The sequence below is a fragment of the Streptomyces sp. NPDC048600 genome (assembly GCF_055587025.1).
Window position 1 is genome coordinate 158845 of sequence record NZ_JBVJGZ010000009.1, and the last position, 25842, is coordinate 184686.

Genomic DNA, 25842 nt, shown 5'->3' on the forward strand with positions numbered 1-25842 from the left:
TTACTTGACCGCGACCTGGGAGATGTCGAGGACGCCGGTCCAGTCGCTGATCACGATGTTCTTGACGTCCTTGCCGTACAGGCGCTTGTAGACGGGGTGGAACAGCGGGACGTCCAGGGCCTGTTCGCCGATCCGGCTGTCCAGCGCGCCCCAGCGCCGGGCCGCCTCGTCGAGGTCGGTCAGCTTGTTGATCTCGTCGATCTCCTTGTTGACGGCCGGGTCGTCGAATTGGGCGTGGTTGTAGTTGGAGCCGTTGGTCACGATCTGCCGACCGTCGAAGACGGGGGCGAGGAACGGACCGCCGGACGGCCAGTCCGCTCCCCAGCGGGAGATGAAGAAGCCCGGCGTCTTGGAGGTGGTCCAGCGCGCCTCGTTGTACGCATTGGACTCCAGCCCCTGGAGCTCGACGGTGATCCCGGCGGCCTTGAGTGCCTCCTGCACGGCGGTGGCGGTGGCCGGGCCGGTCTCGCGGTTCTCCTCGGTGTTGTGGGTGAGGGTGACGGTCAGCCCCTTCGGGTAGCCGGCTTCCTTCAGCAGTTCCTTCGCCTTGGCCGGGTTGCCGCTCTCACCTGCCGGGAAGTGGTCGTAGGGCGTGTACCCGAAGGCCTGCTGCTCGGGCAGGAAGGTGGTGGCGGGTTCGGCCAGTGCGGAGCCGCCGGCCGCGTTGACGACGCTCTTGCGGTTGACGGCGTACGAGATCGCCTGGCGCACCTTGACGTTGTCGAAGGGCTTCACCTTCGGGTTGAACGCCAGGTAGTTGGTGTAGCCGAAATGGCCCGTGCCGACGCGGTCGGAGAGGCTCTTGTCGCTGCCGATCTGGGCGAGTTCGGCCGGTCCCAGGTTGGTGTCGGTGGTGACCGCGGCGGCGTCCGCACCGGAACTGGTGGACAGACGCTGGTTGATGACGGCAGAGTCCAGTCCCGACCTGACGACTATCCTGTCGGGATAGGCCTTGCGCTCCGCGTCGGTCTTCGCCGACCAGTGCTCGTTGCGCTCGAGGACGAGTTCCTCGCCGTCGTTCCTGTTCGACACGACACGGTACGGGCCGGAGGACACCGGGTGGTTCTCGTACTTGGTGCCGTCGTCCTCGGTCTTCGGCACCGGGGCGAACTGCGTCTGGGTGGCGAGGAACGGGAACTCGCCCTCGGGCTTGCGCAGTTTGAACACGATGGTCTTCTCGTCGGGCGTCTCGATCGAGTCCAGGCCGCCCTTGTCCTTGTACGGGCCCTGGTACTTGTCGCCGCCGACCAGCCAGTCACGCAGGTACGGTGCGCCGCCGGAGAGTTCCGCGGCGAAGGACCGCTCGATGCCGTACTTGATGTCGGCGGTGGTGATCGGTGTGCCGTCCTCGTACTTCAGGCCGTCCTTCAGTGTGTACGTCCACTCGGTGGCGTCGGCGTTGGGCCTGCCGAGGTCGGTGGCCAGGTCGGGGACGACCTTCGCGCCCTCGGGGCCGTTCTCGCGGTTGCGGGTGGTGAGGGTGCGGAAGATCAGCGAGGGGACGTTGCCGCCGCCGGAGGTGTAGAGACGGGCCGGGTCGAAGTCGGACTGCGGCGAGGAGTTGAGGACGGTGAGTGTGCCTCCCTCACGCGGCCCGCCACCGCCTCCGTCTCCTGCCTGTTCGTTGTCTGCGGGCCCGGCGCAGGCCGCGGTGCCGGTGAGCACGGCGAGGCCGAGGGTGACCGTCATGGCACGGCGGAGGGACGCGGATCGACGCATGGATGTACACGCCTTTCGTGGCGGTGGACCGCGACGGAGACAGGCGGAAGACGTACGCACGTATCGACAGCGCGTACGGGTGAGGCCGCCCCGGCACGGGAAGGGAAGGGATCGACGGGGCCTTGTCGGGGCACCCGGAGGAACGCGGAGTTCAGACCTCAGCGACAGAGAACGTCGGCAACACAGTGCCCGGTCACGCCGAGCAGCACCAGCTGGAAGCTGGTGACGGCGGTGAGGGCTGGCTGCGACATGCCGCACACCATGACCGATCTTCGTCGCGTCAGGCAATGTCGTTCCACATCACGAGATCAACTGTCTCTGATCACGAGATCGACACGTCGGAGTCCTCGACGCTCCGGCCGAGGTCCGGCTCGCGGTGTATGAACAGTTCGTTGCAGGGGCGTCCGCGCACGTCGGGATCGCGCCGGGCCGCAAGTACGGTGTCCGGTACCCCCTCCCCCATCGCGCACCGTGAGGACCGACGTGACCGTTCAGCCCGCCGAGATCGGCGTCAGCAGCCTTGAGGACCGCACGGTCATCGACGTCCGCACTCCCGGGGAGTACGCCACCGGCCGTATCCCCGGCTCGTACAACATCCCCCTCGACCGTCTCGGCGCGGCCCTGCCGGCACTGCGCGAGGCGGCGGCGCGGCAGGAGCTCGTGCTGGTCTGCGCCACGGGCAGCCGCTCGCTGAACGCCTCGGCGCGGCTGGCCGAGGCGGGCGTCGCGGCGCCTTCACTGACAGGCGGCACGGCGGTGTGGAGCGGCGAGCTGGAGCGCGGCGAGGGTCCGCGGATGCGCTCGGTCTGGCCGATGGACCGTCAGGTGCGGCTGGTAGCAGGGTTGTTGGTGCTGCTGGGGCTGGTGCTGAACCTTGCAGTGCCCGGCGCCTGGCTGCTGTCCGCCGCGATCGGCACGGGGCTGGTGTTCTCGGCGGTCACCAACACCTGCGGGATGGCGGCGGTCCTCGCGAGGCTCCCGTACAACCGCCGCAGCGGTGACAGCGAGGAGCTGGACCGAACCCTTCGACGGTTGTCGTCGTAGCAGGCGGGACGCCTCGCCCAGCACGTGGTGGGCCGGGCACACCCCTCACCACTCAGCAGGGACTCTTGTCCTGGCCCGTGCCGCACACCGGGCCGGGGGATTCGGCGATGGAGAGCAGGAAGATGATCCAGGCCACCAGGACGATCACGAACCCGGTGCGCCAGAGCAGTTCGGTGCGTCGTCGCTTGTCCTCGTCGCGCCCGTCGCCGTTGTCACCGTCGCCGCTCATGGTCCCCCTCGAGCTGGACCGTCTCACGTTCGAGCCGGTTCGCCGCACCGCGAGTCATACCCGGATGACCGACGCCTCACGCGGACGCCCCTTCGGTGTCGCGCAGCTCACAACGCCGCTTGCTGAACTGCCCCTTGCCGCGAGGAACGCTTGCAGGGTGCCGGTTCAGCGACTCAACGCCGTCCAAGGAGCCGGGCCCGTGCCGTCGCTCCACGCCTGCAGTGCCTCCCCGTCCAGGCACAGGATTCCGCACTGGTCGGCGTACTCGGCCGCGGGCGCCGTGAAGTCGCTCGTGGTCACGAGGACGGCGAGGTCGGCCTCGTGCACCGCGTAGCAGGTGCCGCCGAAGCGTTGAAGATCCTGGGAGCCGACACGGTTCTCGACGTCATAGCGCTTGCACTGGATGACAACCCGCCGCCCGTCCGGCGTCATGGCCACAACATCCGCGCCCAAGTCTCCCGCACCACCGACGACTTCGACCTCGGCGCAGCCGTCGCGCTCGCACAGCGCTGCCACGGCCTGCTCGAACTCGTCGGCGTCGAGGGCGTCGTAGTCGTCCGTGGACGAACGCCGTTCCCCGGTCCCGGTGCGGTCGAGGCCGTCGTCGTGCGGCTCGTGCGGCGGGGGCGGGGGCGCGTGCACGGCCTGCGCCTCCAGCGCGTGCAGCGTCGTGTCGGTCGCGGCCTCCAACGCCTCGGCAGCCCGCTGCACGGCGCCGACGGCTGAGGCGCCCCGACGTCGGCGGCGCAGCGCCGGAGCGGAGGAGACTGCGACCAGACCCAGGGCCACCCCCCACACGGGCCGCCGTTCGAAGGTCGCGGCAGCGGTACGCAGGGCGAGCCCGGCCACGCAGACGACCAGGGCGAGCAGGCCGAAGTACACGGCGGTCGCCCGGAGGTCGAACCGTCGGCGGCCGATGCGGCGTATGCGGCGTGCGGGTGTCGTCACTGTGCGGCAGCCCCCTTGTGATGAATCCGTGGATCACCGCTTGTGCCCGCGAACCCCTCGGTCACCCGTCGTGTTCGCGCAGCGCGGAGCCGGCCACCGTCACGGCGATCCAGCCGGTGTGGGCGCGGAATGACGGGGCAGTCGGTGGAGCACACCCAGTCAGCCTTCGGAACACCAGGAATTGGAGACCGAGATGGTCATCGGCATCGTCGTCGTCGCCTGTGCAGTGCTGGCCGTGCTGGCCTTTCTGCTGCCGCGCCTGTCGCGCCACCCGCAGAACGGTGCCCAGCGGGGCCTGGGAGCCGGTTCGCGCGCCGGCTCGAAGGCGCCCGGGTTCCTCGGCCGTCTGCTGAGCAAGCCGTTCAGCTCCAGCTCCCGGGCGATGGGCCGCAGCGGTGGCGCCGGACGTCGCGCCCGTGGCCGTATGCCCTTCTGAGCTGCGTGCCGAGTGCGGCAGCCGTCACCTGGGAGTCATGTCCGGGCGCGGCAGGCGCACCACGGTCACGAAGAACTCGTCGATCTGACGGACCGCGGCGATGAACTGGTCCAGGTCGACAGGCTTGGTGACATAGGCGTTGGCGTGGAGCTTGTAACTGCGCAGGATGTCCTCCTCGGCGGAGGACGTGGTGAGGACGACCACGGGGATATGGACGAGGTCGGGGTCGGACTTGATGCGTTCCAGGACCTGCCGCCCGTCGTACTTGGGCAGGTTGAGGTCGAGCAGGATCAGGTCCGGAGTCGGGGCCCCGGTGTGCGCGCCCCGGCGGTAGAGGAAGTCGAGAGCCTCCTCCCCGTCGCGGACGACATGCAGCGTGTTGCCGATCTTGTTGTCCTCGAACGCCTCCCGGGTCATGAGTTCGTCGCCGGGGTCGTCCTCGACGAGGAGCACCTCGATGGGCTGTGCAGCGGGCGAGGTCATACGGGTTGTCCTTCCGGGGTGGTGCGGCCGGGGGCGGTCCCGTCGGCCGGGGCGGTGATGCCGGCCGGGGCAGCCGTGGCGCGAGGCAGGGTGAAGCAGAAGCGGGTGCCGTCGGTGTGTGCCGTGTCGATCCAGATGTGACCGCCGTGGAACTCCACGATCTTCTTGCAGAGGGCGAGACCGATACCCGTGCCCGAGTAGGCGTCGCGGCCGTGCAGGCGCTGGAAGATGACGAAGACCTTCTCGGTGAACTCCTCTGGGATACCGATGCCGTTGTCCGTCACACTCACCTTCCACGCCCCGGCCGTCTCGTCGGCGTCGGGATCGGGCTCGCAGGTGATGGAGACGCGGGGTGCGCGGTCGGGGTGCCGGAACTTCACGGCGTTGCCGATCAGGTTCTGCCAGAGCATGACCAGCAGCATCGGGTCGCCGGTGATCTCGGGCAGGTCGTCGGGGCGCTCGATCACCGCCCCGGACTCCTCCGCGGCGGCGGCGAGGTTGGCGACCGCCTTGTCCAGGGTCCGCTCCAGGTCGACGGAGAGTTGGGCGTCGTTGACCCGTCCGACCCTGGAGAACGTGAGGAGGTCGTTGATGAGGATCTGCATGCGCTTGGCGCCGTCCACCGCGAACGCGATGTACTGTGTGCCGCGTTCGTCCAGGACGTCTCCGTAGCGCTTCTCCAGCAGCTGGCAGAAGGAGGCGACCTTGCGCAGCGGCTCCTGGAGGTCGTGCGAGGCGACGTAGGCGAACTGCTCCAGCTCGGTGTTGGACCTGCGCAGTTCCACCGCCTGCGCGTCCAGGTCCGCGGCCTGTCGGGTCAGGTGCTCGTGCTGGACGCGGGAGGCGTCGAGTTCCGCCACCAGACGCCGGCGCATGGCCTCCACATCACCCGCCATGGCCCGGATGTCCGCCGGCCCCTCCGCCGGGATGCGCCGCTGGAAGTCGCCCAGGGCCACCCCTCGGGACGCGGCGCGCAGGCCGCCCAGCGGCCGGGCGACCAGGGCGTGGACCAGCAGAGCCAGCGTGACGCCGGTGAGGAGGAACGCGGCGATCATGCCGCCGAGCACCCAGTCCCGTACGGTGCGCATGTGTTCCAGCTCGTCGCGACCTTGTTCCTTGGCCTGGTTCAGATTGCTGTTCTGCGTGGTGAACAGCGCGCGGAGGTGGTCGAAGGCGGCCTTGCCGCGCGTGGTGGTGGCCGGGTCGGCCGGGCGGGGAGCGCTGAGGGAGACCCCGGCGATCAGCGGGTCGGCGTACTCGCGGCGCCATGCGTCCGCCGCCCGCTCGATGTCGTCCAGGTCCTGCCGCAGCGTCGCCCGGTCACCGACGAGGGCGCGCAGCCGGGCGGCGGAGTCGCGCTCGGCCCTCTGCCCCTCGGTGTACGGCGTGAGGAAGCGGGAGTCGGCGGCTATGACATAGCCGCGCGCTCCGGTCTCCTGGTTCAGCAGGGCGTTCTGCATCCGCAGGGCCTCGGCGCGGGCCGGCTGGATCTCGTCGATCAGCTGGTCGGAGACGCGGGCGGTGCGGGACAGCAGCTCGGCGCCGACGAACGAACCGGTCACGACCAGCGCGATCATCGCCGCCAGGGCTATGTGGAACCACCCCTGCACGGTGATCCGGCCGAGTCGGCCCGGGGCACGGGTCGCGGCGGGCATGGTCTCGGTCACGCTTCCTCGCTCCCTGCGGGCAGCCGGTGCCGGCGTACGTGCAGGACGGCCACGTCGTCGACGAGTCCGCCGTATTCCTCGGCCAGTGACTCGGCGCGGCCGATCAGTTCGTCCACGAAGGCCTCGGCCGGCAGCCGTGCCGCCGCGAGCGCCAGCTCCAACAGGCCTTCCTCGCCCAGGCGTTGATTTCCGGGGCCGGTCCGGCCCTCGAACAGGCCGTCGGTGAACAGCACGAGTGCGCCGTCGTCCGGCAGGTCGAGCCGCTGCACGGGCCAGGTGGCCATGCCGCCGGGGAGCACCCCGAGCGCGGGGCCCCCGGCGACCTCGATCCACCGCACGTCGCCGCCGGTGCGCAGCAGCAGTCCCGGATGTCCGGCGCGCGTCACCTGCGCGGAGCCGCCGTCGGGCAGCAGTTCCACGCTGGTGAGCGTGGCGAAGATGTGCGCACCGGTCCGCTCGGCGATCAGGATCTCCTCCAGCGTCCTCAACTGCCGGACACCGGTGGCACCACTGACCACGAGCGTGCGCCACGCGATCCGCAGGCCGACCCCGAGTGCCGCCTCGTCGGGCCCGTGCCCCGAGACGTCCCCGATCAGTACGTGCACGCTGCCGTCCGGCGTCTGCACGACGTCGTAGAAGTCGCCGCCGATCAGGGCCTGTTCCCGCCCCGGACGGTAGCGGGCCACCACCTCCAGGCCGGTGGTGTCCCGCAGCAGCGGCGTGGGCAACAGGCCTCGCTCCAGTCGCCGGTTCTCCTCCGCCCGGAGCAGACCGGTCCGGAGTGCCGCGGCCGCCTGCTCCGCGAGCTTGCGCTGGACGGCGTATCGCACCGCGCGGCCGAACAGTTCCGCGTCGACGCGGCCCTTGACCAGGTAGTCCTGCGCGCCCGCGGCGACCGCGGCGAGGCCGGTGCTCTCCTCCGCCAGCCCGGTGAGCACCACCACCGCGACATCGGCGTGCTGCCGGATGCGGGCCACGCCGTCCAGTCCGTGGGAGTCGGGCAGGTGCAGATCGAGCAGTACGCACTCGAACGGCGCCTTCGCCAGCGCGTCGCACGCTTCGGCCAGGGACCGCACCCAGGTCAGCCTCATGCCCGGGGAACAGTCGGCGACCAGTTCCTCCACCAGGAGAGCGTCCGCCTCGTCGTCCTCGACCAGCAGGACCGAGGGCTCCTGCCAGGCCCGAAGGGCGCCCTCCGTGACGGCGGACCCCGGAGCGGCTCGCACCCCGGCATTCCCCTGCTGTGCTGGGAGCATGCGCCCCTGCTTCCGCTCGATGGCCTCCGCCGGGCCCGTCGGAGCCCGTTCATTGCCATACGGCAACGAACGCAGCCTACTGGCACCGCGCGCCACTGTGGTCCGCGGATCCCCCAAAGATCCCGCGCACCCCGTGAATCCCAGGACTACGGACCGTGGCTGCTTGCGCCGCCGGTCTTCGGGTACCGCGTCTCAGTAGGCGTGTTTTCCGGTACGGGCAGGCGATCGGTGGAAGCGAAGGGTTCGTGACGCGTCTCGATGGGTGCGGGGACGGCCAGGCGGGCGGAACGGGCGGAGATCCGCTGTCCCTCGCGCTGGAGGTCGCCGATGCCGTGGACGGGCTCGCCGACCTGTGGTCACTGGCGCTCCAGGAGGCGAGTCTGCGGCTCTCGCCGCACCAGCTGCGGGCTCTGCGGATCCTCGACGCGGCACCGGGTCTCAATCTCACCGCGCTGGCGGACGCCATGGACATAGGGCTGCCGACCGCCAGCCGGTTGTGCGACCGGCTGGAGGCGGCAGGCCTGCTGGAGCGGGTGCTGCACCCCCACAGGCGCCGTGAGGTGCGACTGGACCTCACCGGGCGGGGGCGGCAGATACTCGCCGAGGTGGCCTCGCGAAGGTCGCAGTCACTCGCCGGGATACTCGCGGCCATGGAGCCCGCCGGGCGCGCGGCCCTGGGACAGGGCCTGCACGCGTTCCTAGCCGCTCAGCACGACCCGCCGCGCGGCAGTGAGGGCACGGTACCGCCCTGATCGCTCCCGATCGCACCGGGTACGGCCGCTCAGGCCGCGCCCTCCCCCTGTTCATGGTGTACCGGTACGCGGCGAAGGGACGCCGGAGAGCCATGCGACGACGGTGATGGTGGTGCCCCGGCCGGGACTGCTGTCGAGGGTGAACTCCTCGACCAGCCGCTTGGCGCCGCTCAGGCCCATGCCCAGACCGTCGCCGGTGGTGAAGCCGTCGGTCATGGCCTGCTCGACGTCCCCGATGCCGGGACCCGTGTCGACGAAGGCCAGCCCCAGCCCGGGCCGGCCCCTGTCGTCCAGTGACGTCATGTCCACGTGCCCGCCACCGCCGTGGACGAGGGTGTTACGGGCGAGTTCGCTCGCCGCCGTCACCAGTTTCGTCTGCTGGACAAGGCCGAAACCGAGTCGAGCCGCGGCGTGGCGCACCTGTCGGCGCACCCAGGCCAGATCGGCGTCCGAGCCGATGGGCAGGCGCGTGGCCGAGGAGGGCGGGTCATGCATCATGCGCCCTCTTCGGCCGTTCGGCCGCGGGAGGAGGCACCCACATCTGCACCCGCACGGGCACCGCCCCCTTCAGGTCGACGACGAGGCCGCTCACCGGCGATCCGGCATCCGGCCACCCGCATCCGGCATCCGGCATCCGGCATCCGGCAATTATTGCTGCATGACAAATGCTAGCGGGCATGGCCGGAGGCGAACACCACACGGCGCCGCGCCCGGGCCTCCCGGCGTCAGTGCCCGGCGGGCCTGCCGTGCCAGTCCAGGCACAGCACCAGAGCGTCGTCGTCGGGCAGATGCTCACCGCGATATCCGGACAGCTCCCGCAGGATGGCCCGCGGCACATCGGCGGCGGGCAGCAGCCGGGTGGACTGGATGGCCCGGGCGAGCGCGGCCACCCCGTACGCCTCACCCTTCGGCGAGGCCACCGCGTGCACACCGTCACTGACGAAGACCAGCCGGTCACCGGGCACGGCCTGGAACTCCTGCGCCACGTAGTCGGTCTCCTCGAACATGCCCAGCGGGAGCTGCGCCTCGAAGTCGACCCGCTCCACGACACCGTCACGCAGCCGCAGCAGCTGCGGGGAGCCCGCGTCCACGACGCTCGCCCGGCCCGTGACCAGGTCGAAGTCGAACATGAGGACGGACAGATAGCAGCGACCGCGGTAGTGGGCGTAGACGGCCTGGTCGGCCAGGGCGGCCTGGTCGGCGATGGAGATCCCGGCACGCCGGGCGTTGCGCAGCGCGTTGATGGCCAGATTCGTCAGCAGCGAGGCCTCTATGCCCTCACCCATGCCGTTGGTGACATACAGCATGAGGTGGTCGGCGCCGGCGGACCAGTCGAAGTTGTCGCCGAAGATGTCGTAGGCCGGCTCCAGCTGGGCGCCCAGGTCGTACTCGGGGCGCGAGCACGAGCGGCCGGGCAGCAGCTGCCACTGCATCTCGGCGGCCAGGGTGAGCCGGTCCTTGCGTCGTGCCTGTAGGTACACGTCGGTGTCACGCTCGGCGACGAGCACCTCGCGTCCCAGCACATCGGCGACCTCGAGCAGCTCGGACTCGTACCGCTGCGCGATGTCGTCCTCGGGGAGGGTCACGGTCAGCACCCCGAGGCGATCGCCCCGCACGCTCACCGGCAGGTGCAGCGCGGCTCGCCCGTCGCGCAACGCCTCACGGTAGGGGCTCTGGGAGCCGAAGGCACGGCCTGCCGGGCTGCTGTACAGCGACACCGACTCCGGCGCGTGCCGCCGCGCCGACACCGGCCGCAGCACGGTCAGGCTGTAGTCGGCCAGGAACAGTTCGGCGTCCTCCGCGCCGTACTGATCGATCAGTACGGCGCGGAGGGCGTCGAGCAACCCGTGGGGAGCCGCCGCACGCAGAGCGCGTTCAGCGGCCACAAGTCTCTTCATGATGAGCAATACACCAATCTTTCACCGAACATACGCGGACCTCACTCACCTGACCGGGTTCCCGGAAGACGGCGGTCGTCACCTTGTGTCATCTGTCACCCGCGCGTGCACCTAGTACGCTGACAGGCACCCCAGTGCCTGCGAGAGTGTGATCGTGACTGCCTTCCGCCGCCGCCCAGAGCCCGATGAGGTCGCACGTGTGACCACCAAGGCCGTTGAGCTGCTGGAAGTCGTGTGGGGCCGGGCTTCGACGGCGCCCACCTCCGCGTCCCAGCTGCGCGTGCTGCACATCCTCGAGCACCACGACGGCATCAACCTGCGCACGCTCGCCGAGTCACTCGCGTCCACCCCGCCGTCCACCAGCCGGCTCTGTGACCGCCTGGTGGCCGCCGGTTTCGTCGAACGGGTGGTGAGCGCGGCCGACAGACGTGAGGTGCGGCTGCACCTCAGCAGCCGGGGGCGCACCTTCCTCGACGACCTGCGCACACGCCGGGAGCAGGAGTTGCACAAGGTGCTGGCGGACATGCCCGCCGGCAAGCGGACAGCGCTGCTGGAGGGGCTGGAGTCGTTCTGTGCCACCGCCTCCACGCAGATACACGAAGAAACCGCCGATCCAGGCAGCAGAACCGCCTGACCGCCCCCGCGCGGCACCGGTGCCGCCATCGCCTCGCGGTGACGGCGGCCGACACACGGAGCGGTCTCCCACCGGAGCATTCCAGGTCCTTCCCCGTGCGCTCTGACATCGTCACTTTGTTGCCTCATGGCTATTGTTGTCAAACGGCAACAGTACCTTTTGCCACACTCGCCCGCATTCGTCCACACCATCCTCGCGCGATCCATTGACGGACGGCACCACGAGCGCGCGGCACGCCGTGAAGCGGCCGCGACCCGGCGGTTCACCGCTCGTATGGAGCGGCCTTCTCGGGGCATCCGAAGGAGCATCACGCACCATCGGACTCCATGGAGAGGAAGACCTCGTGCTGGCCATCGCTTCGGCGGTTCTGTTCTTCATCGCCTTTCTGATCAACGCTGCCGACATCTCGACCAACGACGTGTTCACCTCGACCAACCTGATGCTTCTCGGTCTCACCGCGCTGGCGGTGCACCTCTCGGGTGGCGTCTCCGGCCTGGCGGTCCGCAGCCGCAGACGGTGAGGCCGGCGCCTCCCGTCGGCACTGCGCGCTGTCACACCCGAAGGGCCCGGCCGTCATTCGGCCGGGCCCTTCGGGTACGGGCGTGAATCCCGGGCCTGATATCAAACTGCTGATGCCGCGAATATCCCGAGCCAATCCCCGGGACCGCCTTGCTTATGAAGAAGGCTCCGGGGTACCCGTCGACAGTAGAGACATCCGATTCCCTATCACGAGGAGGGCTTTTCCATGAGCGCCCACGAGAAGGCCAAGTCGAAGGCCGAGCAGGCCAAGGGCAGGACCAAGGAGGCTCTGGGAAAGGCCGTCGGCGACGACCGCATGGCCGCGGAAGGGCGGCGGGAGCGGAGCAAGGGGGACGCCCGGGAGGCCAAGGAGAAGACCAAGGACGCGTTCAAGCACTGACGCCTCTTTTCTCCCCGACTGAAAATGGCCCTCTTCTCAGAGGGGGGCCATTTTCCATGTCTCCGGCGTCTCTCCGGCGTCGTTGTCCAGGTCATTCCTCAGGCTGTTCCGCACCCATTCCGCATGTCTCGGCAACGGATTCCACGTCGGCGTGCGGGAACCGGAGCCGGCTCTCACCAGACCTTCGCAAACGCGGTCGCTACCGGCGCCGACACGGGGTAAACGGACCGGAGAAGCAGCCCGCACCATGCCATGAAGACGGAGAAGACCCACAGGATCACGACTATGGTCACCCCTCTCAGCAACAAGACATCCGACAGCCCCGGACGGCCGGCGCCCTGGCGCTACAACGCTGTCTGGGACACGTCGCACGTTTCGATCGCGGAGGCCCGGAACGCCGTACGCACCCTGCTGACCAGGGCGGGACACCGCCCGGAGCACGGGCCCAGCCAGGACGCCCAACTGGTCGTCAGCGAGCTGGTCACCAACGCGGTCCGTCACGCACCCGGGCCGTGCGGACTCCTGCTCGAAATCCCGCCGGGAGCCGACCAGTTGCGCATCGCGGTCAGCGACAGCTCACGCGACCTGCCCCGGCGCAGGGCACCTGACGCCCAACGCGTCGGCGGACATGGCCTGCTCCTGGTCCATCTGTTGTGCAGGCAGGTGCACACGGTGACCCTCCACGTCGGCAAACAGGTCGTGGCCCTGCTGCCGCTTCCCGCGCCCACAGCCTGACCCCCGGGGCCCGGGCAGGACCGCGCTCAACGCTCCTGACGGGCGCAGCCGACGGCCGAGGGTCCGCTCGGGCGGGCGTCGAGCGTGGCGGTGGAGTCCAGCTGGATCAGGGCGGTGACCCGTTTACCGACCACCTCAGGCACGACGGCGAGGTCGGCGGCGACGGCCTTCACGATCTCCAGACCGTGGCCCCCGACCCGGTGAGGGTCCGCTTGGTCGGCCACCGGCAGGACCGGATGGCTGTCCCAGACCTCCACCTCCAGCGCCGCGCCCGTCACACGGAGCCGCAGCAGGATCGGGCCGGGGGCGTACTTGCAGGCGTTGGTGACGAACTCGCTGACGACCAACTGGGCGAGGCTCACGACGCGTTCCGACATCACGGAGCGTACCGCCGCCTCACCCACCAGGAAGGCCGCCGCCCAGTGCCGGGCCTCGGCGATGCACGGCCCGTCCCCGGACAGGGCGATCGCGGCCTCGGCCAGTACAGGGCGCGGGGCGTCGCGACACTCGATCCGCGGGTTGTCGCGACATCCGATCCGCGGGTCGTCGCGACACTCGCCCTGGGAATCCCCGTCCATCCGAACTACCTCTCCCCCGTTCTCGGACGTTCCTCGAGGTCAGTCGGAGGCGAGCAGTTCCTCACGGAGCCGGGCCAGGCAGCGCGACAGGAGGCGGGAGACATGCATCTGTGACACGCCCAGACGGGCACCGATCTGGGCCTGTGTGAGTTCCTCGACGAACCGCAGATGGATGATCTGGCGGTCCCGGTCGTCGAGTTCGGCGATCAGCGGAGCCAGCGCGTGGAAGTCCTCCACCAGTTCGAAGGCCTCGTCCTCGGCTCCGATGAAGTCCTGGAGGACACTCTCGCCGTCCTGACTGCTGCTGATCGTGGCGTCCAGGGAGGAGGAGTTGTAGCCGTTGGCGGCGAGGCGGGCCTCGCGGACCTCGTCCTCGGGCAGGCTCATCAGCTCGGACAGTTCCTTGTCCGTGGGAGTGCGGCCGAGTCGGCTGCCGAGTTCCTCGGTCGCCCGGGCGAGCTGCCCGCGCGCCTCCTGAAGGCGGCGCGGCACATGCACGGCCCAGGTGGTGTCGCGGAAGAAGCGCTTGATCTCGCCGACGATGTAAGGGATGGCGAAGGAGGTGAACTCCGTCTGCCGTGACAGCTCGAACCGGTCGATCGCCTTGATCAGTCCGATCATGCCGACCTGGACGATGTCCTCCATCTCCTCCGGGTTCCGGCTGCGGAACCGGCCGGCGGCGAAGCGCACCAGGGTCATGTTCATCTCGATCAGCGTGCTGCGGGCGTAGCTGTACTCCTCGGTCCCCTCCTCCAGCACCTCCAACTGCCCGAAGAACAGCTTCGACAGCTCGCGGGCGTCCTTCGGCGCCACCCGGGAAGGATCGACCACGTCGGGCATGCCGGCCTTCTGAGTCGTCGCTGTCACCGTGAGCACCATGACTGTTCCCCTCCCGATCCGCCAAGGGCGATCCCACCGTCACACAGCCGTACTCGGCCGCGACGCAGCGTCTACCCCGGCTTGCCGCGCTCATGCGTGCCGCTTCCGAATCGCTCCCACGGTGATCGCGTGCACCGGTTCACGGCCGTGTGCCGACCCCCGACGCGAAACCGCCGTGTACCGGCCCCGACGTGAAACCGCCACGTGGCGGCCCCGACGGGAAACAGACCGGCACAGGGCCGGTCTGCTCGCGTCATGAGGCCTACTCGCCCGCCTTGCGCGGTGGTTCACGCCGCCGGCGGGCGAGAGGTCTCCGGGTGGGGGTCGCCTCGTGTCAGCGGACGCTCTCCGCGGTGGCCGGGTCGGCCACCGTCACGGACGGAGAGTCGTCGGTCTGTTGGAGTTCGACGAGGAGTTCGCTCTGCCCGGCCAGGAGCTCGGTGAGGATCCGGCGGGCCGCACGGAGCAGTTCGGCCACATCACCGCCGGCGAGTGCGTAGCTGACGGTTGAGCCCTCCCGGATGGACACGACGATGCCCGCACGGCGCAGCACGGCCAGTTGCTGGGACAGGCTCGACGGCTCGATCTCGATGTCCGCGAGCAAGTCCCGCACCGCGACCGGCCCGTGCTGCAGCAGTTCCAGGACCCTGATGCGTGCCGGGTGCCCGAGCATACGGAAGAACTCCGCTTTTGCTTGATAGAGAGGGACTCGCATTGCGCTCTTCCTGCCGGTCGGGGATGGCTTCCCGTGGCGCGGGAATGCCGAAGTGACCGCGCCACGGGTCCTCTCTGCTCATTCTCTTCGGCCCGGACGACTCTCGTTCATGAGTTGGGACTCTTCCCATGTGATGACTTGAAGAATTCTTCAACTTATGAGCATGCGTCGGCCCGGTCCTGGCGTGCGGTCAGACCTCGAGTTGCTCCTCCACCCGCTTCAACTGATGCCGTGCCATGGCCAGGTTCGAGCGCGCCTTGTCGATGACGAGGTAGAGGAACAGGCCGTTGCCGTTTCGCCCGGTCACCAGCCGGATGAGGTGGTACTGCCCGCCCAGGGTGATCAGGATGTCCTCGATCTCGCTCTCCAGACCCAGGTGCTCCATGGTGCGAACCTTGGCGCGGACCACATCCGTGTTCCCGGCGGCCGCGACCATGAGATCGAGGTCCTTGCCTCCGCCCAGAGTTCCCAGAGCCATACCGCTGGTGTAGTCGACGACGGCCGCCCCCAGCGACCCCTCGATCCCGGTCATCAGTTCCTTGAGCGACACTTCCACGCTCGCCATCTGCGCCTCCCCTTAGTTGTCGACAGCGACGGGCACCGGTTTTGGAACCCGCCCTGTGAAGCACCGTAGGTCGACCGTCGCGGCGCCAGGCCGGACTGCTCGGGAATAACTCAGAATGATCAATAAGATCATCAAGATGATCGGTTTGGACCGAGGTCGGAGTCGCCTTTCCCAGCGCAATCCAGCCACGGTCCTCGACCTGCCCGAGGCCCGGACCCCGACTGCCGATCGAGGAGGTCAGGGGCCTCGCCCTGCCCGTGAACGAGCCCGCGCCTCACTGCGGCAGGCTGTGTTGCCTCCGAGGAGCGGAGCGGCACCCCGGCCGCGCCGCTCTGCCCTCCGGGACGGAAACTTTCCGCCTCCCTGTCGCGTTACCGAGAACGACCTGATCGTTCGATGTGTGACACGACGGCGGCGCCGTCGACGGGAGCAGTGAGCAACGCATGGCCATGGTGGGCCTGTTCTGGATCGCCGAGGGCGACGTGTACGTGGGGGCGAAGCCGTCCGGTCTGGGGCGCGGGGTACGCCTGACCTCCGAGGGCGTGCTCGCGCTCGGCGACGGGCGGTCCCGCCTCTTCCTGTGGGAGGACGTACACGCCCTGACGGTGGCGGACGTTCCCGTGAAGACGCTGAGGCGGCAGGTCGGCGCGGCGACGGGCCTGGCTCTGAGCACGGTGATCAACCTTGCCGCGCCCGAGGGCGACGCCACCGAGGAGGCCCCGCCACTCATGACCGTATGGCTGGAATCGGGCGACGAGACCTACGAGTTGCCGACGTATTCCGCCGCGGCTGTCGGCTACACCCAGACCGAGGTCGACCTCTCCCGTGCCCTCCTGACCCACCTCACGGAGGGAGCCGCCACGATGGCCACCGCCCTGACGGCGATGTCGGAGTGGGGCCGCGCCCGGGAGGGCGGATCCCCTCGGAGGGCGGAGCGGGAGGAACTGTTGCGGGGGTGGGTCGGCTAGGTTCCTCGACTGGCAGTTGAACCGGCAGGTGTCTTCCTCCGGCCGGACAGGTCGTCTCTCCCGGCCGGTCCGGTCATCCCTCACTCCGGCCGGTCCGGTCATCCCTCCGGGCCGGCCCGATCACGAACAACAGCAACAGCAACAGCAACAGCAACAGTCAGAGCGGACCGTGTCCCGGCACGAGCGGCTCGCACCGATCGCACAGCACCCGATGGACGGGGCGGTTCTCACGCAGTGAGCCCTCCGCACCGCAACGTTCGCAGATGGCCCCGCTGCGGTCGGCGAAGGCGCCCGTCACGGCGTGGAGGCGGGAGTACTCGGCAGTCGTCCAGTTGCCACCGGGCTTCCACGGCCGTGGAAACGCCTGGAAAGCCAGTGATCCCCACTTCTGTTTCACGGCCAGGAGTTCGTACTCCGGGAACTCCGCCACGACCGCCTCATGGCATTCGACGACGAGTTGCCGCCAGCCGGGGCCCACGTCGAGGTCGTGCGAAGGGTCTCGCAGATGTTGCCTGACCGGGTCGAACGCGTCGCCCGAAGCCGGAGAAGTCCCAGCCATCCCGCCCCCTCACGCGCTGATGACCACCGATCGTACGGCTCCGCGCGGGCGGCGCGACACCGCCGCCCGTCACGGCGGCTGGACGCGACGGCCCAGCCTGCGGCCGTAGTCGTGGCACGGGGCTTCGATGTAACGGTAGGTCAGGAGGCACAGGGGCAACAGCACGGCGAAGAAGGCGACTTCGAGGAGCAGGTTGTCCTGCCATCGCCGGGCGATCGTGCCGGCGATCACCGCGAGCAGCACCGGGTGGACCAGGTAGACGGAGTAGCTGATCACTCCCAGCCCGGTCAGCGGTCGCGGCAGGCGGCGGCGGCGCAGGGCCAGGCCGATGCCGAAGGTGAGCACGGCCAGGAGGAACGCCGTGATCCACCCGCGCCGGGTGAAGAGGTCCCCGTCGCCGTACCGGTAGGCGCTCCACACCCCGCAGGCGACCACCACCAGCGCCGCACCTGCCGCGTGCCACCAGGGGCTCTGGCCGTGCTCGGCCCGGTGGACGGCCGTGCCGAGGAACATGACGGCGAGGATCATCAGGCTCTCCCACAGGGGGACCGTACCGTTGCAGACCAGAACGAGCGCCAGGATCCCGCCCAGCACTGCCCCGAACACGCGAAGCGCGGGCGCCGTGGCACTCGCGCAGCAGATGGCGGCCACCATGGCGACCGAACCGAACACGATCAGGGGGCCGATGCCGGCCAGGTCCGACAGGGCGGAGCCGCGCAGTGTCACCCCCGCGGTGACGCTCAGGGCCGCGAGCCCGGCCAGGACCGCGGCGACCGTCCCGGACCGCCGCACCCGCAGGGTGAACAGGGCGACGACCAGCAGGTAGAAGGCCATCTCGTACGACAGCGTCCACAGCACGAGCAGGAGACTGGGAGTCCCCAGCAGCTCCTGGAGCAGGGTGACATGGGCGACCGCCAGCGCTCCGGCGCCCTCGTCCCCCAGGTCACGGATCCTCGCGACGCCGACCAGGCCGAGAGCGAGGGTCACGACCACCACGGCCGCCCACAGCGGGTAGACGCGGAACACCCTCACGATCCAGAACGTCCTTACACAGCCGCGGCGTTCGAGGGACGCGGGGATGATGTAGCCGCTCACGAGGAAGAACACCAGGATGCCGTACCGGCTGGTGTTGAACTCCGGCATCAGATCCTGCCGGAACTCCGACATGAAGGTCGCGGAGGAGTGGTCGAACGCCACGACGAACGCCGCGATACCCCGCAGGGCGTCCAGCCAGCCCAGCCGCGCCGGACCGGTGACCGTGGACACAGACGGCAGTCGCATGAGTACGTAGGGTAATCGCGAGAGGGCCGGAAAGACGCGGGGGGAGGACAGCGGGTTGCCCTGCCCCTCACGTACGGGGCGCGGTGCCCGGCAGGGTGGCCTCGATGCCCGCCAGGACGAGGTCGATGCCCGCGAGGAACTGCTCCCGGTCGTCATGGTCCGGCAGCCGCGTCGCCACCCGGCGCACGAACGGCCACACCCCGGGGTCAGCCCCAGGCGCACGGCGTCGAGCGCCGGGCGTCATCGAGCGCCGACGGCCTCGCTCACTTCCGTGGCGATGGGAGCCGTGTTCCTCGGTCCGCGGAAGGCGATGCAGAGGAACAGCGCGCCCATGACGGCAACGCCTGCCCACATGGCCTGTTGCCATCCGTCGACGAAGGACTGCTGGGCGGCGTGGAGCAGGTCGTGCGCGCGTGGGCCCGCGTCGTCCGCCGCCCCGACCGCGTTGGCGATGCCCTCCCGGGCCGTGTCCGCGGCCTGCTGGGGGATGCCGTGGAGCCTGTCGTCGATGGCGGTGCGGTAGCCGGCCGACAGAAGGGCGCCGAGCAGGGCGACACCGAGGGCCGTGCCGAACTCGCGCGTGACGTCGTTCAGCGCGGAGGCGACACCTTGCTTCTCGCGCGGCAGGGAGTCGGTGACGGCCTCCGTCGAAGGGGTCATCGACAGCCCCATTCCGAGGCCCATGGCCAGCATGCCGGGCAGGACGGTCGGGTAGCCGCCGTCGACCGAGACGAAGAGGGCCATGAGCGCCAGGCCGGCACCGGCCAGCGCGATTCCCAGGGCCATGGTCGAACGGGAACCGATACCCGCGGCCACCTTGGGTGCCAGGCCGGAGGCCGGCATCATCACGACCGCCATCGGCATCAGCGCCACCGTCGACAGCAGTCCCGACCAGCCCAGGACGGCCTGGAAGAACGGGAAGAGCACCACGGCGACACCGGCCTGGACACCGAAGACCACCAGCAACGTGACCGAGCCGCCCGCCGGACCGCGATCTCGGAACAGACGGACGTCGAGCAGCGAGGCGTCACGACGGCGCAGCCGCCGCGTTCGACGCTAAGCCCGCGTTGCATCAAAGGCATATGATGTTGCCCATGACGCAAGAAGATGGCGATCTGGACAGCCTCGTACGCAAGCGCATCCGCGCACTGCGGGTGGCTCAGGGCTGGTCCCTGGAGGAACTGGCCGGCCGTGCCCGCCTCAGCCAGTCCTCACTGAGCCGTATCGAGAACGGACAGCGGCGCCTCGCGCTGGATCAACTGGTCACCCTGGCCCGCGCCCTGGACACCACGCTGGATCAACTCGTGGAGACCGCCGCGGACGACGTCGTCGTCAGCCCGATGATCGACAGCGCGCACAGCCTGATGCGCTGGCCCATCAAAGGGGACCCGGGGATGAGCGTGGTGCGCCAGCGCATGACCGAGCCGCCGCCGGAGAACCCGGCGCGTATGCGCGCGCACCCGGGACGCGAATGGCTCGTCGTCCTGTCCGGCACCGCGGTCCTCATGCTCGGCCACCGCCGCTTCCGCATCGAGGCCAACCAGGCCGCCGAGTTCCCGACGATGATGCCGCACGCGATCGGCGCCGAGGGCGGGCCCTGCGAGATCCTGGGCATCTTCGACCGGGACGCCCGCCGGGGCCATCAGCGCAAGGGCGGCGACGGGAGCGAGGGCGGCACCCAGAACGGCCCCCAGGGCACCGACGGGTGACGGATCGGGCCGGGCAGCGCCCCTGCACCGCGGTCACGGCTTGCGCCTCGGGCAGCACACCCGGCCATCGCCTTGCGGAAACGGCAAGCAACCGTGCCGCTGAGGCATACCCGTCCTAGGGTGACGGCATGACCCACGCGCACCCGCACCCCCACCACGCACAACACCAGCAGCACGACGCCGACGGCCAGGCCGAGATCCTCGACCTCGACGCCGAGGTCCTCGCCGAGCACACCGCCTCCATCACCGCATGGCTGCCGCTGACGACCGGCCCTCGGCGGATCGTGGACCTGGGGTGCGGCACGGGCGCGGGCACCTTCGCGCTCCTCGACCGTTTCCCCGACGCCCATGTCACCGCCGTCGACGCGTCCGCCGAACACCTCCGGCGGCTGCGCGCCAAGGCCTGCGCCCGCGGCGTGGACGAACGTGTGCGCACCGTGCACGCCGACCTCGACGACGCCGCCTGGCCCGACCTCGGTTCGCCGGACCTGGTGTGGGCCTCCGCCTCGATGCACCACATGGCCCACCCCGACCGCGCACTGCGCAACGTCCGTGACGCACTCGCGCCCGGCGGTCTGTTCGCCGTCGTCGAACTGGCCGGATTCCCCCGCTTCCTGCCCGAGACCGCCCCCGAGGGCCGGCCGGGCCTGGAGGAACGCTGCCATGCGGCGAGCGAGCACTTCCACACCGAGCACGTGCCCCATCGCGGCGCCGACTGGGGGCCGTTGCTGACCGCCGCCGGATTCACCGTGGAGGGCGAACGCACGGTCGGCGTGAACATCGACGGCTCCGGCAGTGAGGCCATCGGCCGCTACGCCCTCGGCAGCCTGCTGCGCCTGCGCGGCGCCGCCGCCGAGGCCCTCGCCCCCGAGGACCTCACCGCGCTCGACCAGCTCCTGGACACCGCGAGCCCGCACAGCGTCCTGCGCCGTGACGACCTGACGGTGCGCACCGAACGCTCCGTCTGGGCCGCACGCCGCCCCTGACCGCGGGCGTCCCCGGCCACCCGCCCACCGGCACCCGTCAGGGCCTCACCGCGCGCCGGAGGACGCCGGTGCGGAGTGCCCGGGCGCGGCGACCGAGAAGTCGACCTTGAGGGCGTAGCGGTGTGCGACGTACGAACTGACCGTGTACTCAAGGGGGTTGCCGTGCTGGTCCACGATGGAACGCGTCTCGACGAGCATCGGCGTGGTGGGGTCGACGTCGAGGTCGGGCGCGTCGTCGTCGGCGGTGCGGGCGGTCAGTACGGAGGAGCCGAGCGTCGGGTGCAGTCCCAGGCGGCGCAGCGTCTGGTGCAGGGACCCGGTCTCCAGGTCGGCGGTCAGCAGCGCCTGGAGGGACGCGGGGAAGGCCGCGCGCTCGATCGCCACGGGCAGGTCGCCGAAGAGCCGGACGCGGGTGATCGCGACGACGGACCCGGGCTGCGCCGAGGCGGCCGGGTGGAGGGCGGCCTCCTCCTGGGCGGTGGCGGGGCGGACCACGGCCTCCAGGACCCGCGAGCGTGGTGTCCTGCCGGCGGCCAGGGCCTGGTCGTGGAAGCTCAGCAGGGTGCCGACGGGCCGGGCGGCGGCGGCCTGACGTACGAAACTGCCCCTGCCGGGCACCCGCTCCAGCAGGCCGTCGCGCTCCAGCCGGACCAGGGCGGCCCGTGCCGTCATGCGGGAGACCCCGAACTCCTGCGCCAGCCGTGACTCGGAGGGGAACGGGTCGCCGTCGGCGGCGGCTTCCAGACGTCGGCGCAGTTCCTTCTCGATGCGCTCGTACAGCGGTTGCGACGAAGCCATGGCGGGCGGGTTCCTCCTCAGGTCCGACGGGCGGGCTCCCAGTGTGACGCCGTTCGACACTGCGGATGACAGCTGTATAGGCTGTATATACAGCTTAGTCGAATCGAAGGAGAGCGCCATGTCCGTGGCCTCGATCGACGTCCCGCGCTGGGACGGCCCCCTGCCCTCGCACGACGAGGTGGCGCAGATGATCGACCACTCGCTGTTGCGACCCGAACTGACTGCCGCCGAGGTCGAGGACGGACTGGCGACCGCGCTCCGGTACCGCACGGCGTCGGTCTGCGTCCGGCCCGCCGATGTGACGGCGGCGGTCGCCACGCTGCGCGGCAGCCAGGTCGCCGTCGGCACGGTCGTCGGCTTCCCGCACGGCGGCACCCCACGGGCCAAGGTCTTCGAGACCACCGAACTGGTCTCCCTCGGGGCGGAGGAGATCGACATGGTGATCAACATCGGCCGCCTGCGCGACGGCGACATCGCCTACGTCCAGGACGAGGTCGCGCGTGTCGTCCAGGCCGCCGAGGGCCGCGTCGTCAAGGTGATCTTCGAGAACGCGTATCTGACGGACCAGGAGAAGACCGCGGGGTACAAGGCCGCCGAGGCCGCCGGCGCGGCGTTCGTGAAGACCAGCACCGGGTTCGCCCCCGGCGGGGCGACGGCCGCCGACATCGCCCTGATGCGGCGCACCGTGTCCCCCCGCGTGCGCGTCAAGGCCGCCGGGGGCGTCCGCTCCCTGGACGCGCTGCTCGAACTCAACCGCCTGGGTGCCACCCGCTTCGGCGCCACGGCCACCGCGGCGATCCTCGACGACCTCGAAGCCCGCCGCGCCGGCGACCCGCCCACCGCGAGCGCCGGCGGCGACATCACGTCCGGCTACTGAGCCTCCCGAGGCAGGCCGCCCGTCCGCTCAGGTCAGGGCGCATCGCCGGAGTGGTGGAAGCGGCACACGACGCCGGGTGCGGGCGCAAGGGGTTCACCGGCGCGCGGAACGTAGAGCGAACGGCCGCCGGGAAACCGCCCGAGCTCGGTGAACAGCGCGGCCCCGTCGTCGACTTCCCCAGCCGCCCAGCCGGTGATGTCCAGCAACAGCCCGTCCAGCGGCCCGCCTGTCAGCGCGGCATACGTCCGCCCGGGCAGCGGACCGGGGTCGGGGTCGTCATGGTCCCGGCCGTACACCCGTCCACGCAGCAGCTGTTCGTCACCGTTCATCCGACCAGCCTTGCAGGCACCACTGACAACGGGCTGTGCTGTTCACGCCTGCGGTCCATCGGCCACCCTGCTGGTGGCCGGCCGACCTGTGCCGAGCGGAGCGACGTCGTCGAAGTGCTCACCGCAGGAGCCACCAGGTGCCTACGGCGATGAGCGCCAAGGACACCAGCACCATCAGTGGCCGGAGGAACGCGGCACGGCGCCTGGTCGCCTCCTCGCCGTAGGGCATCGCTCCGCCGCCGTAGGGCGTCCGGGCTCTGCCCGCGCTCGGCGGGGGCGCCGGAGCATGGGTCCGTTCCGCCTCTGGAGCGAACGGGCCCGAGGGCGGGCCGTCCGGTCGGACGACAGGTGGCTCAGGTGCACCCCAGTTCCCTTGGCCTCCGACGCCCTGCCCGGCGCGCTCCAGGGCCCCTCGGCCCTCACGGCGCCAGCGGATCCCCTGGATGTCCGTGAACTCGACAGTGACCTCGCCCAGTCGGCCGTGGTGATCGTCCGTGGTCCGCACGGGTGGCAGGGGGAAGATCTCGTGGCCGCCGGCCAGCACCGGCATCTCGTTGATCACCTCGCCACTGAGGGACACGCGAACGTCCAGGACCGGCTGGTCGGAGCCGTTGAGAACCACCACCTGCGGGACGACCCAGTTGTCACTGAGCGTCGACGGTGACAGCCTGACCTGCCCCACGATCATGGATGCCTGATACCGCTCACGTTCTCGCTGCGCCCTCCTCGCCCGCTCCCGTCGGGCGTCCGCCTCCCGCTCCCGGTCCCGCCGCTCCCGGTCCAGCCGCTCCCTCGCCTCCCGCTCACGAGCACGCTCGGCTCTGCCCTGTTCGTCGGCACGACGCGTCGACTCCCGCTCCTGCCGGACCTTCTGCCGGTGACCCGCGTAACTCAGCGCCAGTCCCGCGAGACCGACCAACAGACTGAACACGGCGACAAGGTTCTGCACCATGTCCTGACACTGGTCGACGGGATCCCGCCTGTCAGCCCGCAACCCCGGCCGCGCGGACAAGTCGTTCCGGATGTCACCCTGCCGCCACCGGACGCGGGCTGTCAGGCTTCGGTCTGGCTATGGGGCATGCGTGAAGGCCTGCCGGTAGGCGCGCGGAGGTACTCCGCGGCGGCGTACGAACTGTTCGCGGAGGACGGCCGCGCTGCCGTAGCCGACGCGGTGGGCGATCTCCTCCACCGCGAGGTCCGTGGTCTCCAGGAGCTCCTCGGCCCGGCTGAGGCGCAGTTCGCGCAGCCAGGCGTGCGGGGTGGTGCCGGTCGCGGCGGTGAAACGGCGGGCGAAGGTGCGCCGGCTCATCATGGCCCGCCGGGCCAGGTCGGTGACGGACAACGGCTCGTGGAGGTGCTCGCGGGCCCAGGTGAGGAGCTGGGCGAGGCGGGTGTCCTCCCCGTCGGACGGGGTGGGGGCGGCCAGGTACTGGGCCTGGCCGCCGTCGCGGTGCGAGGGCAGCACCAGGTCACGGGCCACGCCGTTGGCGAGGGCGGCCCCGTGCTCACGCCGGATCAGATGCAGGCACAGGTCGAACCCGGCCGCGGCTCCCGCGCCCGTGACGATCTGACCTTCGTCGACGTACAGCGCATCGGGTTCGACGGCGACCTCCGGGTGGCGCCGGGCCAGCAGATCGGCGAACCGCCAGTGGGTGGTGGCCCGTCGGCCGTCCAGCAGTCCCGCGGCGGCGAGCGCGAACGTACCGACGCAGTGGGCGGCGACCAGCGCCCCGCGCTCGTGCGCGGCGGTCAGGGCGCGCAGCACGTCCGAGGCGGGCGGGGTGCGGAAGTCCGTCCAGGGCAGGGCGAGTACGAGGTCCGCGGCGGCCAGGCGGTCCAGCCCGTGGGCGACCGCGAGCGGCACACCGCTGTCGGTCGGCACGGAGCCGGGCCGGTCGGTGCACAGGGCGAGGTCGAAGCCGGGGATCTGCTGTCCGTGCGGAGCGAAGACCTCGCAGACGAGGCCGACGGCGAGCATGCCGACTCCGGGCGGGGCGTAGGCGGCGACGGTCCGGAAGGCGGTCATGCGGGGAGTCTGGCACGAGTGGCACGTTTCCTGCGATCAATGGCATCGGTGCCACTCGTCGGACGGCGGCCGGTACCGCAAGATCGAGAACATGACAGAAGCGATCACCACCCAGCCCCGCACCGACGCCCCGCTCGGCCGCAGCGCCGCCTTCACGATCCTCACCACCGGCTACACCCTGTCCACCGGACCCGGGGTCGCCGCCACCGTCTCCTACGTCCACGACGCCGGCCGGCATGTCATCGTCGACCCCGGCATGGTGGCGCACCGCGACCGCATCCTCGGCCCGCTCGCCGAACTGGGCCTCGGTCCGGACGACATCACCGATGTGATCCTCAGCCACCACCACCCCGACAACACCATGAACGTCGGTCTGTTCGGACAGGCCCGCGTGCACGACCACAAGGCCGTCTACCGGGCCGACCAGTGGACCGACCGCGACGCCGAGGGCCATGAACTCACCCCGTCGCTGCGCCTCATCCGCACCCCGGGCCACAGCGCCGAGGACATCACCCTGCTCGCGGGCACGGACGAGGGCGTGGTGGCCTTCGTCGGCGACCTGTGGTGGCGCCCCAACGGCCCCGTCGAGGACCCGGTGGCCCCCGACCTCGGGTTGCTGCGCGCCTCGCGTCTGCGCGTCCTGTCGGCCGCCGACCTGATCGTCCCGGGCCACGGCGGTGCCTTCCCGGCCGACGGCACCGCACCGATGTGACGACGCCCGGGGTGAGTGCGCACACGCCGCCCCGCTCAAGTCCCCGTATCCGCAGCCGTGCCGGACCGCGTCCACAGAGGGCGAGGTCAGGGAGATCCTTCCCGCCACCGCGGCCCCGCACGCTAGGCTTCGCGCGGCAC

General features: G+C 70.4%; 31 protein-coding genes and 2 pseudogenes. 12 read left to right on the top strand and 21 right to left on the bottom strand.

All coding sequences use genetic code 11. The annotated features are described in order from the left end of the window. Together ACZ6SQ_RS15195 and ACZ6SQ_RS15200 are read right to left on the bottom strand one after the other, a co-directional pair. Entirely contained in the window at positions 1-1719 is a 1719-nt protein-coding gene (locus ACZ6SQ_RS15195) for an ABC transporter substrate-binding protein (RefSeq protein ID WP_469561336.1), read from the bottom strand. Between the two features lie 158 nt (positions 1720-1877). Next, positions 1878-1982 carry an Ms4533A family Cys-rich leader peptide gene (locus ACZ6SQ_RS15200; RefSeq protein WP_386383332.1) on the bottom strand — a complete coding sequence of 35 codons (105 nt, stop codon included), beginning with the start codon at positions 1980-1982 and terminating at the stop codon, positions 1878-1880. 208 nt (positions 1983-2190) lie between these two features. Here ACZ6SQ_RS15200 and ACZ6SQ_RS15205 point away from each other — a divergent pair, with 208 nt between their 5' ends. Beyond that, on the top strand, positions 2191-2763 hold the full coding sequence (locus ACZ6SQ_RS15205) for a rhodanese-like domain-containing protein (protein ID WP_469561340.1): 573 nt from the start codon (positions 2191-2193) through the stop codon (positions 2761-2763). Between the two features lie 52 nt (positions 2764-2815). Here the strand turns inward: ACZ6SQ_RS15205 and ACZ6SQ_RS15210 are convergent, their stop codons facing one another. Both ACZ6SQ_RS15210 and ACZ6SQ_RS15215 read right to left on the bottom strand, forming a co-directional pair. Next, on the bottom strand, positions 2816-2992 hold the full coding sequence (locus ACZ6SQ_RS15210; protein WP_469561345.1) for a hypothetical protein: 177 nt from the start codon (positions 2990-2992) through the stop codon (positions 2816-2818). A 165-nt stretch (positions 2993-3157) separates the two neighbouring features. Further along, positions 3158-3940: a restriction endonuclease gene (locus tag ACZ6SQ_RS15215; protein WP_469561348.1), complete on the bottom strand. Its 783-nt coding sequence runs from the start codon at positions 3938-3940 to the stop codon at positions 3158-3160. Positions 3941-4133: 193 nt separating this feature from the next. Between ACZ6SQ_RS15215 and ACZ6SQ_RS15220 the strand changes: the two genes are divergently transcribed. Continuing rightward, the gene (locus ACZ6SQ_RS15220; protein WP_469561351.1) at positions 4134-4376 is read left to right on the top strand and encodes a DUF6411 family protein; all 243 of its coding nucleotides are present in this window, start codon (positions 4134-4136) and stop codon (positions 4374-4376) included. Between the two features lie 24 nt (positions 4377-4400). On the opposite strand, the gene ACZ6SQ_RS15225 is transcribed toward ACZ6SQ_RS15220, so the two are convergent. Genes ACZ6SQ_RS15225 through ACZ6SQ_RS15235 form a run of 3 tightly spaced genes read right to left on the bottom strand, consistent with a single transcriptional unit; the run spans position 4401 to position 7782 of the window. After that, on the bottom strand, positions 4401-4859 hold the full coding sequence (locus ACZ6SQ_RS15225) for a response regulator (RefSeq protein WP_469561356.1): 459 nt from the start codon (positions 4857-4859) through the stop codon (positions 4401-4403). Continuing rightward, positions 4856-6514: a sensor histidine kinase gene (locus tag ACZ6SQ_RS15230; RefSeq protein ID WP_469561666.1), complete on the bottom strand. Its 1659-nt coding sequence runs from the start codon at positions 6512-6514 to the stop codon at positions 4856-4858. Before ACZ6SQ_RS15230 ends, ACZ6SQ_RS15225 begins: the two co-directional genes overlap by 4 nt. An 8-nt stretch (positions 6515-6522) precedes the next feature. Continuing rightward, positions 6523-7782, bottom strand: a complete 1260-nt coding sequence (locus tag ACZ6SQ_RS15235) for a PP2C family protein-serine/threonine phosphatase (protein ID WP_469561358.1) — start codon at positions 7780-7782, stop codon at positions 6523-6525. A gap of 245 nt (positions 7783-8027) precedes the next feature. Here ACZ6SQ_RS15235 and ACZ6SQ_RS15240 point away from each other — a divergent pair, with 245 nt between their 5' ends. Next, positions 8028-8534: a MarR family winged helix-turn-helix transcriptional regulator gene (locus ACZ6SQ_RS15240; protein ID WP_469561361.1), complete on the top strand. Its 507-nt coding sequence runs from the start codon at positions 8028-8030 to the stop codon at positions 8532-8534. A 51-nt stretch (positions 8535-8585) separates the two neighbouring features. Here ACZ6SQ_RS15240 and ACZ6SQ_RS15245 read toward each other — a convergent pair whose 3' ends face one another. After that, positions 8586-9029, bottom strand: a complete 444-nt coding sequence (locus ACZ6SQ_RS15245) for an anti-sigma regulatory factor (protein WP_469561668.1) — start codon at positions 9027-9029, stop codon at positions 8586-8588. Between the two features lie 230 nt (positions 9030-9259). Then, a complete protein-coding gene (locus ACZ6SQ_RS15250) occupies positions 9260-10432 on the bottom strand; it encodes a PP2C family protein-serine/threonine phosphatase (RefSeq protein WP_469561366.1) in 1173 nt (390 codons plus the stop codon). A gap of 199 nt (positions 10433-10631) precedes the next feature. Here ACZ6SQ_RS15250 and ACZ6SQ_RS15255 point away from each other — a divergent pair, with 199 nt between their 5' ends. From ACZ6SQ_RS15255 to ACZ6SQ_RS15270, 4 genes are all read left to right on the top strand, one after another. Further along, positions 10632-11066 (top strand): MarR family winged helix-turn-helix transcriptional regulator, encoded by a 435-nt coding sequence (locus ACZ6SQ_RS15255; protein WP_469561369.1) that lies wholly within the window; start codon positions 10632-10634, stop codon positions 11064-11066. A 343-nt stretch (positions 11067-11409) separates the two neighbouring features. Next, positions 11410-11586: a hypothetical protein gene (locus tag ACZ6SQ_RS15260; protein ID WP_469561373.1), complete on the top strand. Its 177-nt coding sequence runs from the start codon at positions 11410-11412 to the stop codon at positions 11584-11586. Between the two features lie 225 nt (positions 11587-11811). Beyond that, positions 11812-11985 (top strand): CsbD family protein, encoded by a 174-nt coding sequence (locus ACZ6SQ_RS15265; protein ID WP_469561376.1) that lies wholly within the window; start codon positions 11812-11814, stop codon positions 11983-11985. Positions 11986-12270: 285 nt separating this feature from the next. Further along, on the top strand, positions 12271-12720 hold the full coding sequence (locus tag ACZ6SQ_RS15270) for an ATP-binding protein (RefSeq protein ID WP_469561379.1): 450 nt from the start codon (positions 12271-12273) through the stop codon (positions 12718-12720). Between the two features lie 26 nt (positions 12721-12746). On the opposite strand, the gene ACZ6SQ_RS15275 is transcribed toward ACZ6SQ_RS15270, so the two are convergent. The 4 genes from ACZ6SQ_RS15275 to ACZ6SQ_RS15290 all read right to left on the bottom strand — a co-directional run bounded on the left by ACZ6SQ_RS15275 (position 12747) and on the right by ACZ6SQ_RS15290 (position 15457). Then, a complete protein-coding gene (locus ACZ6SQ_RS15275) occupies positions 12747-13298 on the bottom strand; it encodes an ATP-binding protein (protein ID WP_469561382.1) in 552 nt (183 codons plus the stop codon). 39 nt (positions 13299-13337) lie between these two features. After that, positions 13338-14177, bottom strand: a complete 840-nt coding sequence (locus ACZ6SQ_RS15280; RefSeq protein WP_469561386.1) for an RNA polymerase sigma factor SigF — start codon at positions 14175-14177, stop codon at positions 13338-13340. Positions 14178-14511: 334 nt separating this feature from the next. Next, the gene (locus tag ACZ6SQ_RS15285) at positions 14512-14892 is read right to left on the bottom strand and encodes an ArsR/SmtB family transcription factor (protein ID WP_469561389.1); all 381 of its coding nucleotides are present in this window, start codon (positions 14890-14892) and stop codon (positions 14512-14514) included. A gap of 190 nt (positions 14893-15082) precedes the next feature. Beyond that, on the bottom strand, positions 15083-15457 hold the full coding sequence (locus ACZ6SQ_RS15290; protein WP_386383359.1) for a roadblock/LC7 domain-containing protein: 375 nt from the start codon (positions 15455-15457) through the stop codon (positions 15083-15085). A 443-nt stretch (positions 15458-15900) separates the two neighbouring features. Here ACZ6SQ_RS15290 and ACZ6SQ_RS15295 point away from each other — a divergent pair, with 443 nt between their 5' ends. Continuing rightward, positions 15901-16425, top strand: coding sequence for a hypothetical protein (locus tag ACZ6SQ_RS15295; protein ID WP_469561393.1), 525 nt, complete (start codon positions 15901-15903; stop codon positions 16423-16425). 157 nt (positions 16426-16582) lie between these two features. Here the strand turns inward: ACZ6SQ_RS15295 and ACZ6SQ_RS15300 are convergent, their stop codons facing one another. From ACZ6SQ_RS15300 to ACZ6SQ_RS15315, 4 genes and pseudogenes are all read right to left on the bottom strand, one after another. Further along, positions 16583-16984: a hypothetical protein gene (locus ACZ6SQ_RS15300; RefSeq protein WP_469561398.1), complete on the bottom strand. Its 402-nt coding sequence runs from the start codon at positions 16982-16984 to the stop codon at positions 16583-16585. Positions 16985-17053: 69 nt separating this feature from the next. Continuing rightward, positions 17054-18265, bottom strand: a complete 1212-nt coding sequence (locus ACZ6SQ_RS15305) for an acyltransferase family protein (RefSeq protein ID WP_469561401.1) — start codon at positions 18263-18265, stop codon at positions 17054-17056. Positions 18266-18332: 67 nt separating this feature from the next. Continuing rightward, positions 18333-18464 (bottom strand): annotated as a pseudogene (locus ACZ6SQ_RS15310) (TetR/AcrR family transcriptional regulator); the annotation flags it as partial. 41 nt (positions 18465-18505) lie between these two features. After that, positions 18506-19306, bottom strand: a pseudogene (locus tag ACZ6SQ_RS15315) (MFS transporter); the annotation flags it as partial. A 53-nt stretch (positions 19307-19359) separates the two neighbouring features. Between ACZ6SQ_RS15315 and ACZ6SQ_RS15320 the strand changes: the two are divergent. Then, positions 19360-19974: a helix-turn-helix domain-containing protein gene (locus ACZ6SQ_RS15320; RefSeq protein ID WP_469561404.1), complete on the top strand. Its 615-nt coding sequence runs from the start codon at positions 19360-19362 to the stop codon at positions 19972-19974. Between the two features lie 128 nt (positions 19975-20102). Next, complete coding sequence (locus tag ACZ6SQ_RS15325; RefSeq protein WP_469561407.1) at positions 20103-20960, top strand: class I SAM-dependent methyltransferase; 858 nt, start codon at positions 20103-20105, stop codon at positions 20958-20960. A gap of 45 nt (positions 20961-21005) precedes the next feature. On the opposite strand, the gene ACZ6SQ_RS15330 is transcribed toward ACZ6SQ_RS15325, so the two are convergent. Then, positions 21006-21758 (bottom strand): GntR family transcriptional regulator, encoded by a 753-nt coding sequence (locus ACZ6SQ_RS15330; protein WP_469561410.1) that lies wholly within the window; start codon positions 21756-21758, stop codon positions 21006-21008. A 118-nt stretch (positions 21759-21876) separates the two neighbouring features. Here ACZ6SQ_RS15330 and deoC point away from each other — a divergent pair, with 118 nt between their 5' ends. Then, positions 21877-22635: a deoxyribose-phosphate aldolase gene (gene deoC, locus ACZ6SQ_RS15335; RefSeq protein WP_469561412.1), complete on the top strand. Its 759-nt coding sequence runs from the start codon at positions 21877-21879 to the stop codon at positions 22633-22635. 32 nt (positions 22636-22667) lie between these two features. Here deoC and ACZ6SQ_RS15340 read toward each other — a convergent pair whose 3' ends face one another. The 3 genes from ACZ6SQ_RS15340 to ACZ6SQ_RS15350 form a co-directional block, all read right to left on the bottom strand. Continuing rightward, entirely contained in the window at positions 22668-22964 is a 297-nt protein-coding gene (locus ACZ6SQ_RS15340) for a hypothetical protein (RefSeq protein WP_469561416.1), read from the bottom strand. 118 nt (positions 22965-23082) lie between these two features. Further along, positions 23083-23916 carry a hypothetical protein gene (locus tag ACZ6SQ_RS15345; RefSeq protein ID WP_469561419.1) on the bottom strand — a complete coding sequence of 278 codons (834 nt, stop codon included), beginning with the start codon at positions 23914-23916 and terminating at the stop codon, positions 23083-23085. A 117-nt stretch (positions 23917-24033) separates the two neighbouring features. Next, positions 24034-24990 carry a GlxA family transcriptional regulator gene (locus tag ACZ6SQ_RS15350; RefSeq protein WP_469561422.1) on the bottom strand — a complete coding sequence of 319 codons (957 nt, stop codon included), beginning with the start codon at positions 24988-24990 and terminating at the stop codon, positions 24034-24036. Between the two features lie 91 nt (positions 24991-25081). On the opposite strand from ACZ6SQ_RS15350, the gene ACZ6SQ_RS15355 reads away from it, so the two are divergent. Next, entirely contained in the window at positions 25082-25702 is a 621-nt protein-coding gene (locus tag ACZ6SQ_RS15355) for an MBL fold metallo-hydrolase (RefSeq protein ID WP_469561424.1), read from the top strand. The last annotated feature ends 140 nt before the right edge of the window (positions 25703-25842 follow it).

Coding starts and splice junctions, on each gene's coding strand:
- ACZ6SQ_RS15220 (WP_469561351.1), top strand. CDS start 4,134: ATGGTCATCGGCATCGTCGTCGTCGCCTGTGCAGTGCTGGCCGTGCTG.
- ACZ6SQ_RS15275 (WP_469561382.1), bottom strand. CDS start 13,298: ATGGACGGGGATTCCCAGGGCGAGTGTCGCGACGACCCGCGGATCGGA.
- ACZ6SQ_RS15235 (WP_469561358.1), bottom strand. CDS start 7,782: ATGCTCCCAGCACAGCAGGGGAATGCCGGGGTGCGAGCCGCTCCGGGG.
- ACZ6SQ_RS15250 (WP_469561366.1), bottom strand. CDS start 10,432: ATGAAGAGACTTGTGGCCGCTGAACGCGCTCTGCGTGCGGCGGCTCCC.
- ACZ6SQ_RS15325 (WP_469561407.1), top strand. CDS start 20,103: ATGACCCACGCGCACCCGCACCCCCACCACGCACAACACCAGCAGCAC.
- ACZ6SQ_RS15355 (WP_469561424.1), top strand. CDS start 25,082: ATGACAGAAGCGATCACCACCCAGCCCCGCACCGACGCCCCGCTCGGC.
- ACZ6SQ_RS15225 (WP_469561356.1), bottom strand. CDS start 4,859: ATGACCTCGCCCGCTGCACAGCCCATCGAGGTGCTCCTCGTCGAGGAC.
- ACZ6SQ_RS15340 (WP_469561416.1), bottom strand. CDS start 22,964: ATGAACGGTGACGAACAGCTGCTGCGTGGACGGGTGTACGGCCGGGAC.
- ACZ6SQ_RS15305 (WP_469561401.1), bottom strand. CDS start 18,265: ATGCGACTGCCGTCTGTGTCCACGGTCACCGGTCCGGCGCGGCTGGGC.
- ACZ6SQ_RS15245 (WP_469561668.1), bottom strand. CDS start 9,029: ATGCATGACCCGCCCTCCTCGGCCACGCGCCTGCCCATCGGCTCGGAC.
- ACZ6SQ_RS15330 (WP_469561410.1), bottom strand. CDS start 21,758: ATGGCTTCGTCGCAACCGCTGTACGAGCGCATCGAGAAGGAACTGCGC.
- ACZ6SQ_RS15345 (WP_469561419.1), bottom strand. CDS start 23,916: ATGGTGCAGAACCTTGTCGCCGTGTTCAGTCTGTTGGTCGGTCTCGCG.
- ACZ6SQ_RS15210 (WP_469561345.1), bottom strand. CDS start 2,992: ATGAGCGGCGACGGTGACAACGGCGACGGGCGCGACGAGGACAAGCGA.
- ACZ6SQ_RS15200 (WP_386383332.1), bottom strand. CDS start 1,982: ATGGTGTGCGGCATGTCGCAGCCAGCCCTCACCGCCGTCACCAGCTTC.
- ACZ6SQ_RS15285 (WP_469561389.1), bottom strand. CDS start 14,892: ATGCGAGTCCCTCTCTATCAAGCAAAAGCGGAGTTCTTCCGTATGCTC.
- ACZ6SQ_RS15265 (WP_469561376.1), top strand. CDS start 11,812: ATGAGCGCCCACGAGAAGGCCAAGTCGAAGGCCGAGCAGGCCAAGGGC.
- ACZ6SQ_RS15295 (WP_469561393.1), top strand. CDS start 15,901: ATGGCCATGGTGGGCCTGTTCTGGATCGCCGAGGGCGACGTGTACGTG.
- ACZ6SQ_RS15350 (WP_469561422.1), bottom strand. CDS start 24,990: ATGACCGCCTTCCGGACCGTCGCCGCCTACGCCCCGCCCGGAGTCGGC.
- ACZ6SQ_RS15300 (WP_469561398.1), bottom strand. CDS start 16,984: ATGGCTGGGACTTCTCCGGCTTCGGGCGACGCGTTCGACCCGGTCAGG.
- ACZ6SQ_RS15195 (WP_469561336.1), bottom strand. CDS start 1,719: ATGCGTCGATCCGCGTCCCTCCGCCGTGCCATGACGGTCACCCTCGGC.
- ACZ6SQ_RS15280 (WP_469561386.1), bottom strand. CDS start 14,177: ATGGTGCTCACGGTGACAGCGACGACTCAGAAGGCCGGCATGCCCGAC.
- ACZ6SQ_RS15290 (WP_386383359.1), bottom strand. CDS start 15,457: ATGGCGAGCGTGGAAGTGTCGCTCAAGGAACTGATGACCGGGATCGAG.
- deoC (WP_469561412.1), top strand. CDS start 21,877: ATGTCCGTGGCCTCGATCGACGTCCCGCGCTGGGACGGCCCCCTGCCC.
- ACZ6SQ_RS15270 (WP_469561379.1), top strand. CDS start 12,271: ATGGTCACCCCTCTCAGCAACAAGACATCCGACAGCCCCGGACGGCCG.
- ACZ6SQ_RS15230 (WP_469561666.1), bottom strand. CDS start 6,514: ATGCCCGCCGCGACCCGTGCCCCGGGCCGACTCGGCCGGATCACCGTG.
- ACZ6SQ_RS15320 (WP_469561404.1), top strand. CDS start 19,360: ATGACGCAAGAAGATGGCGATCTGGACAGCCTCGTACGCAAGCGCATC.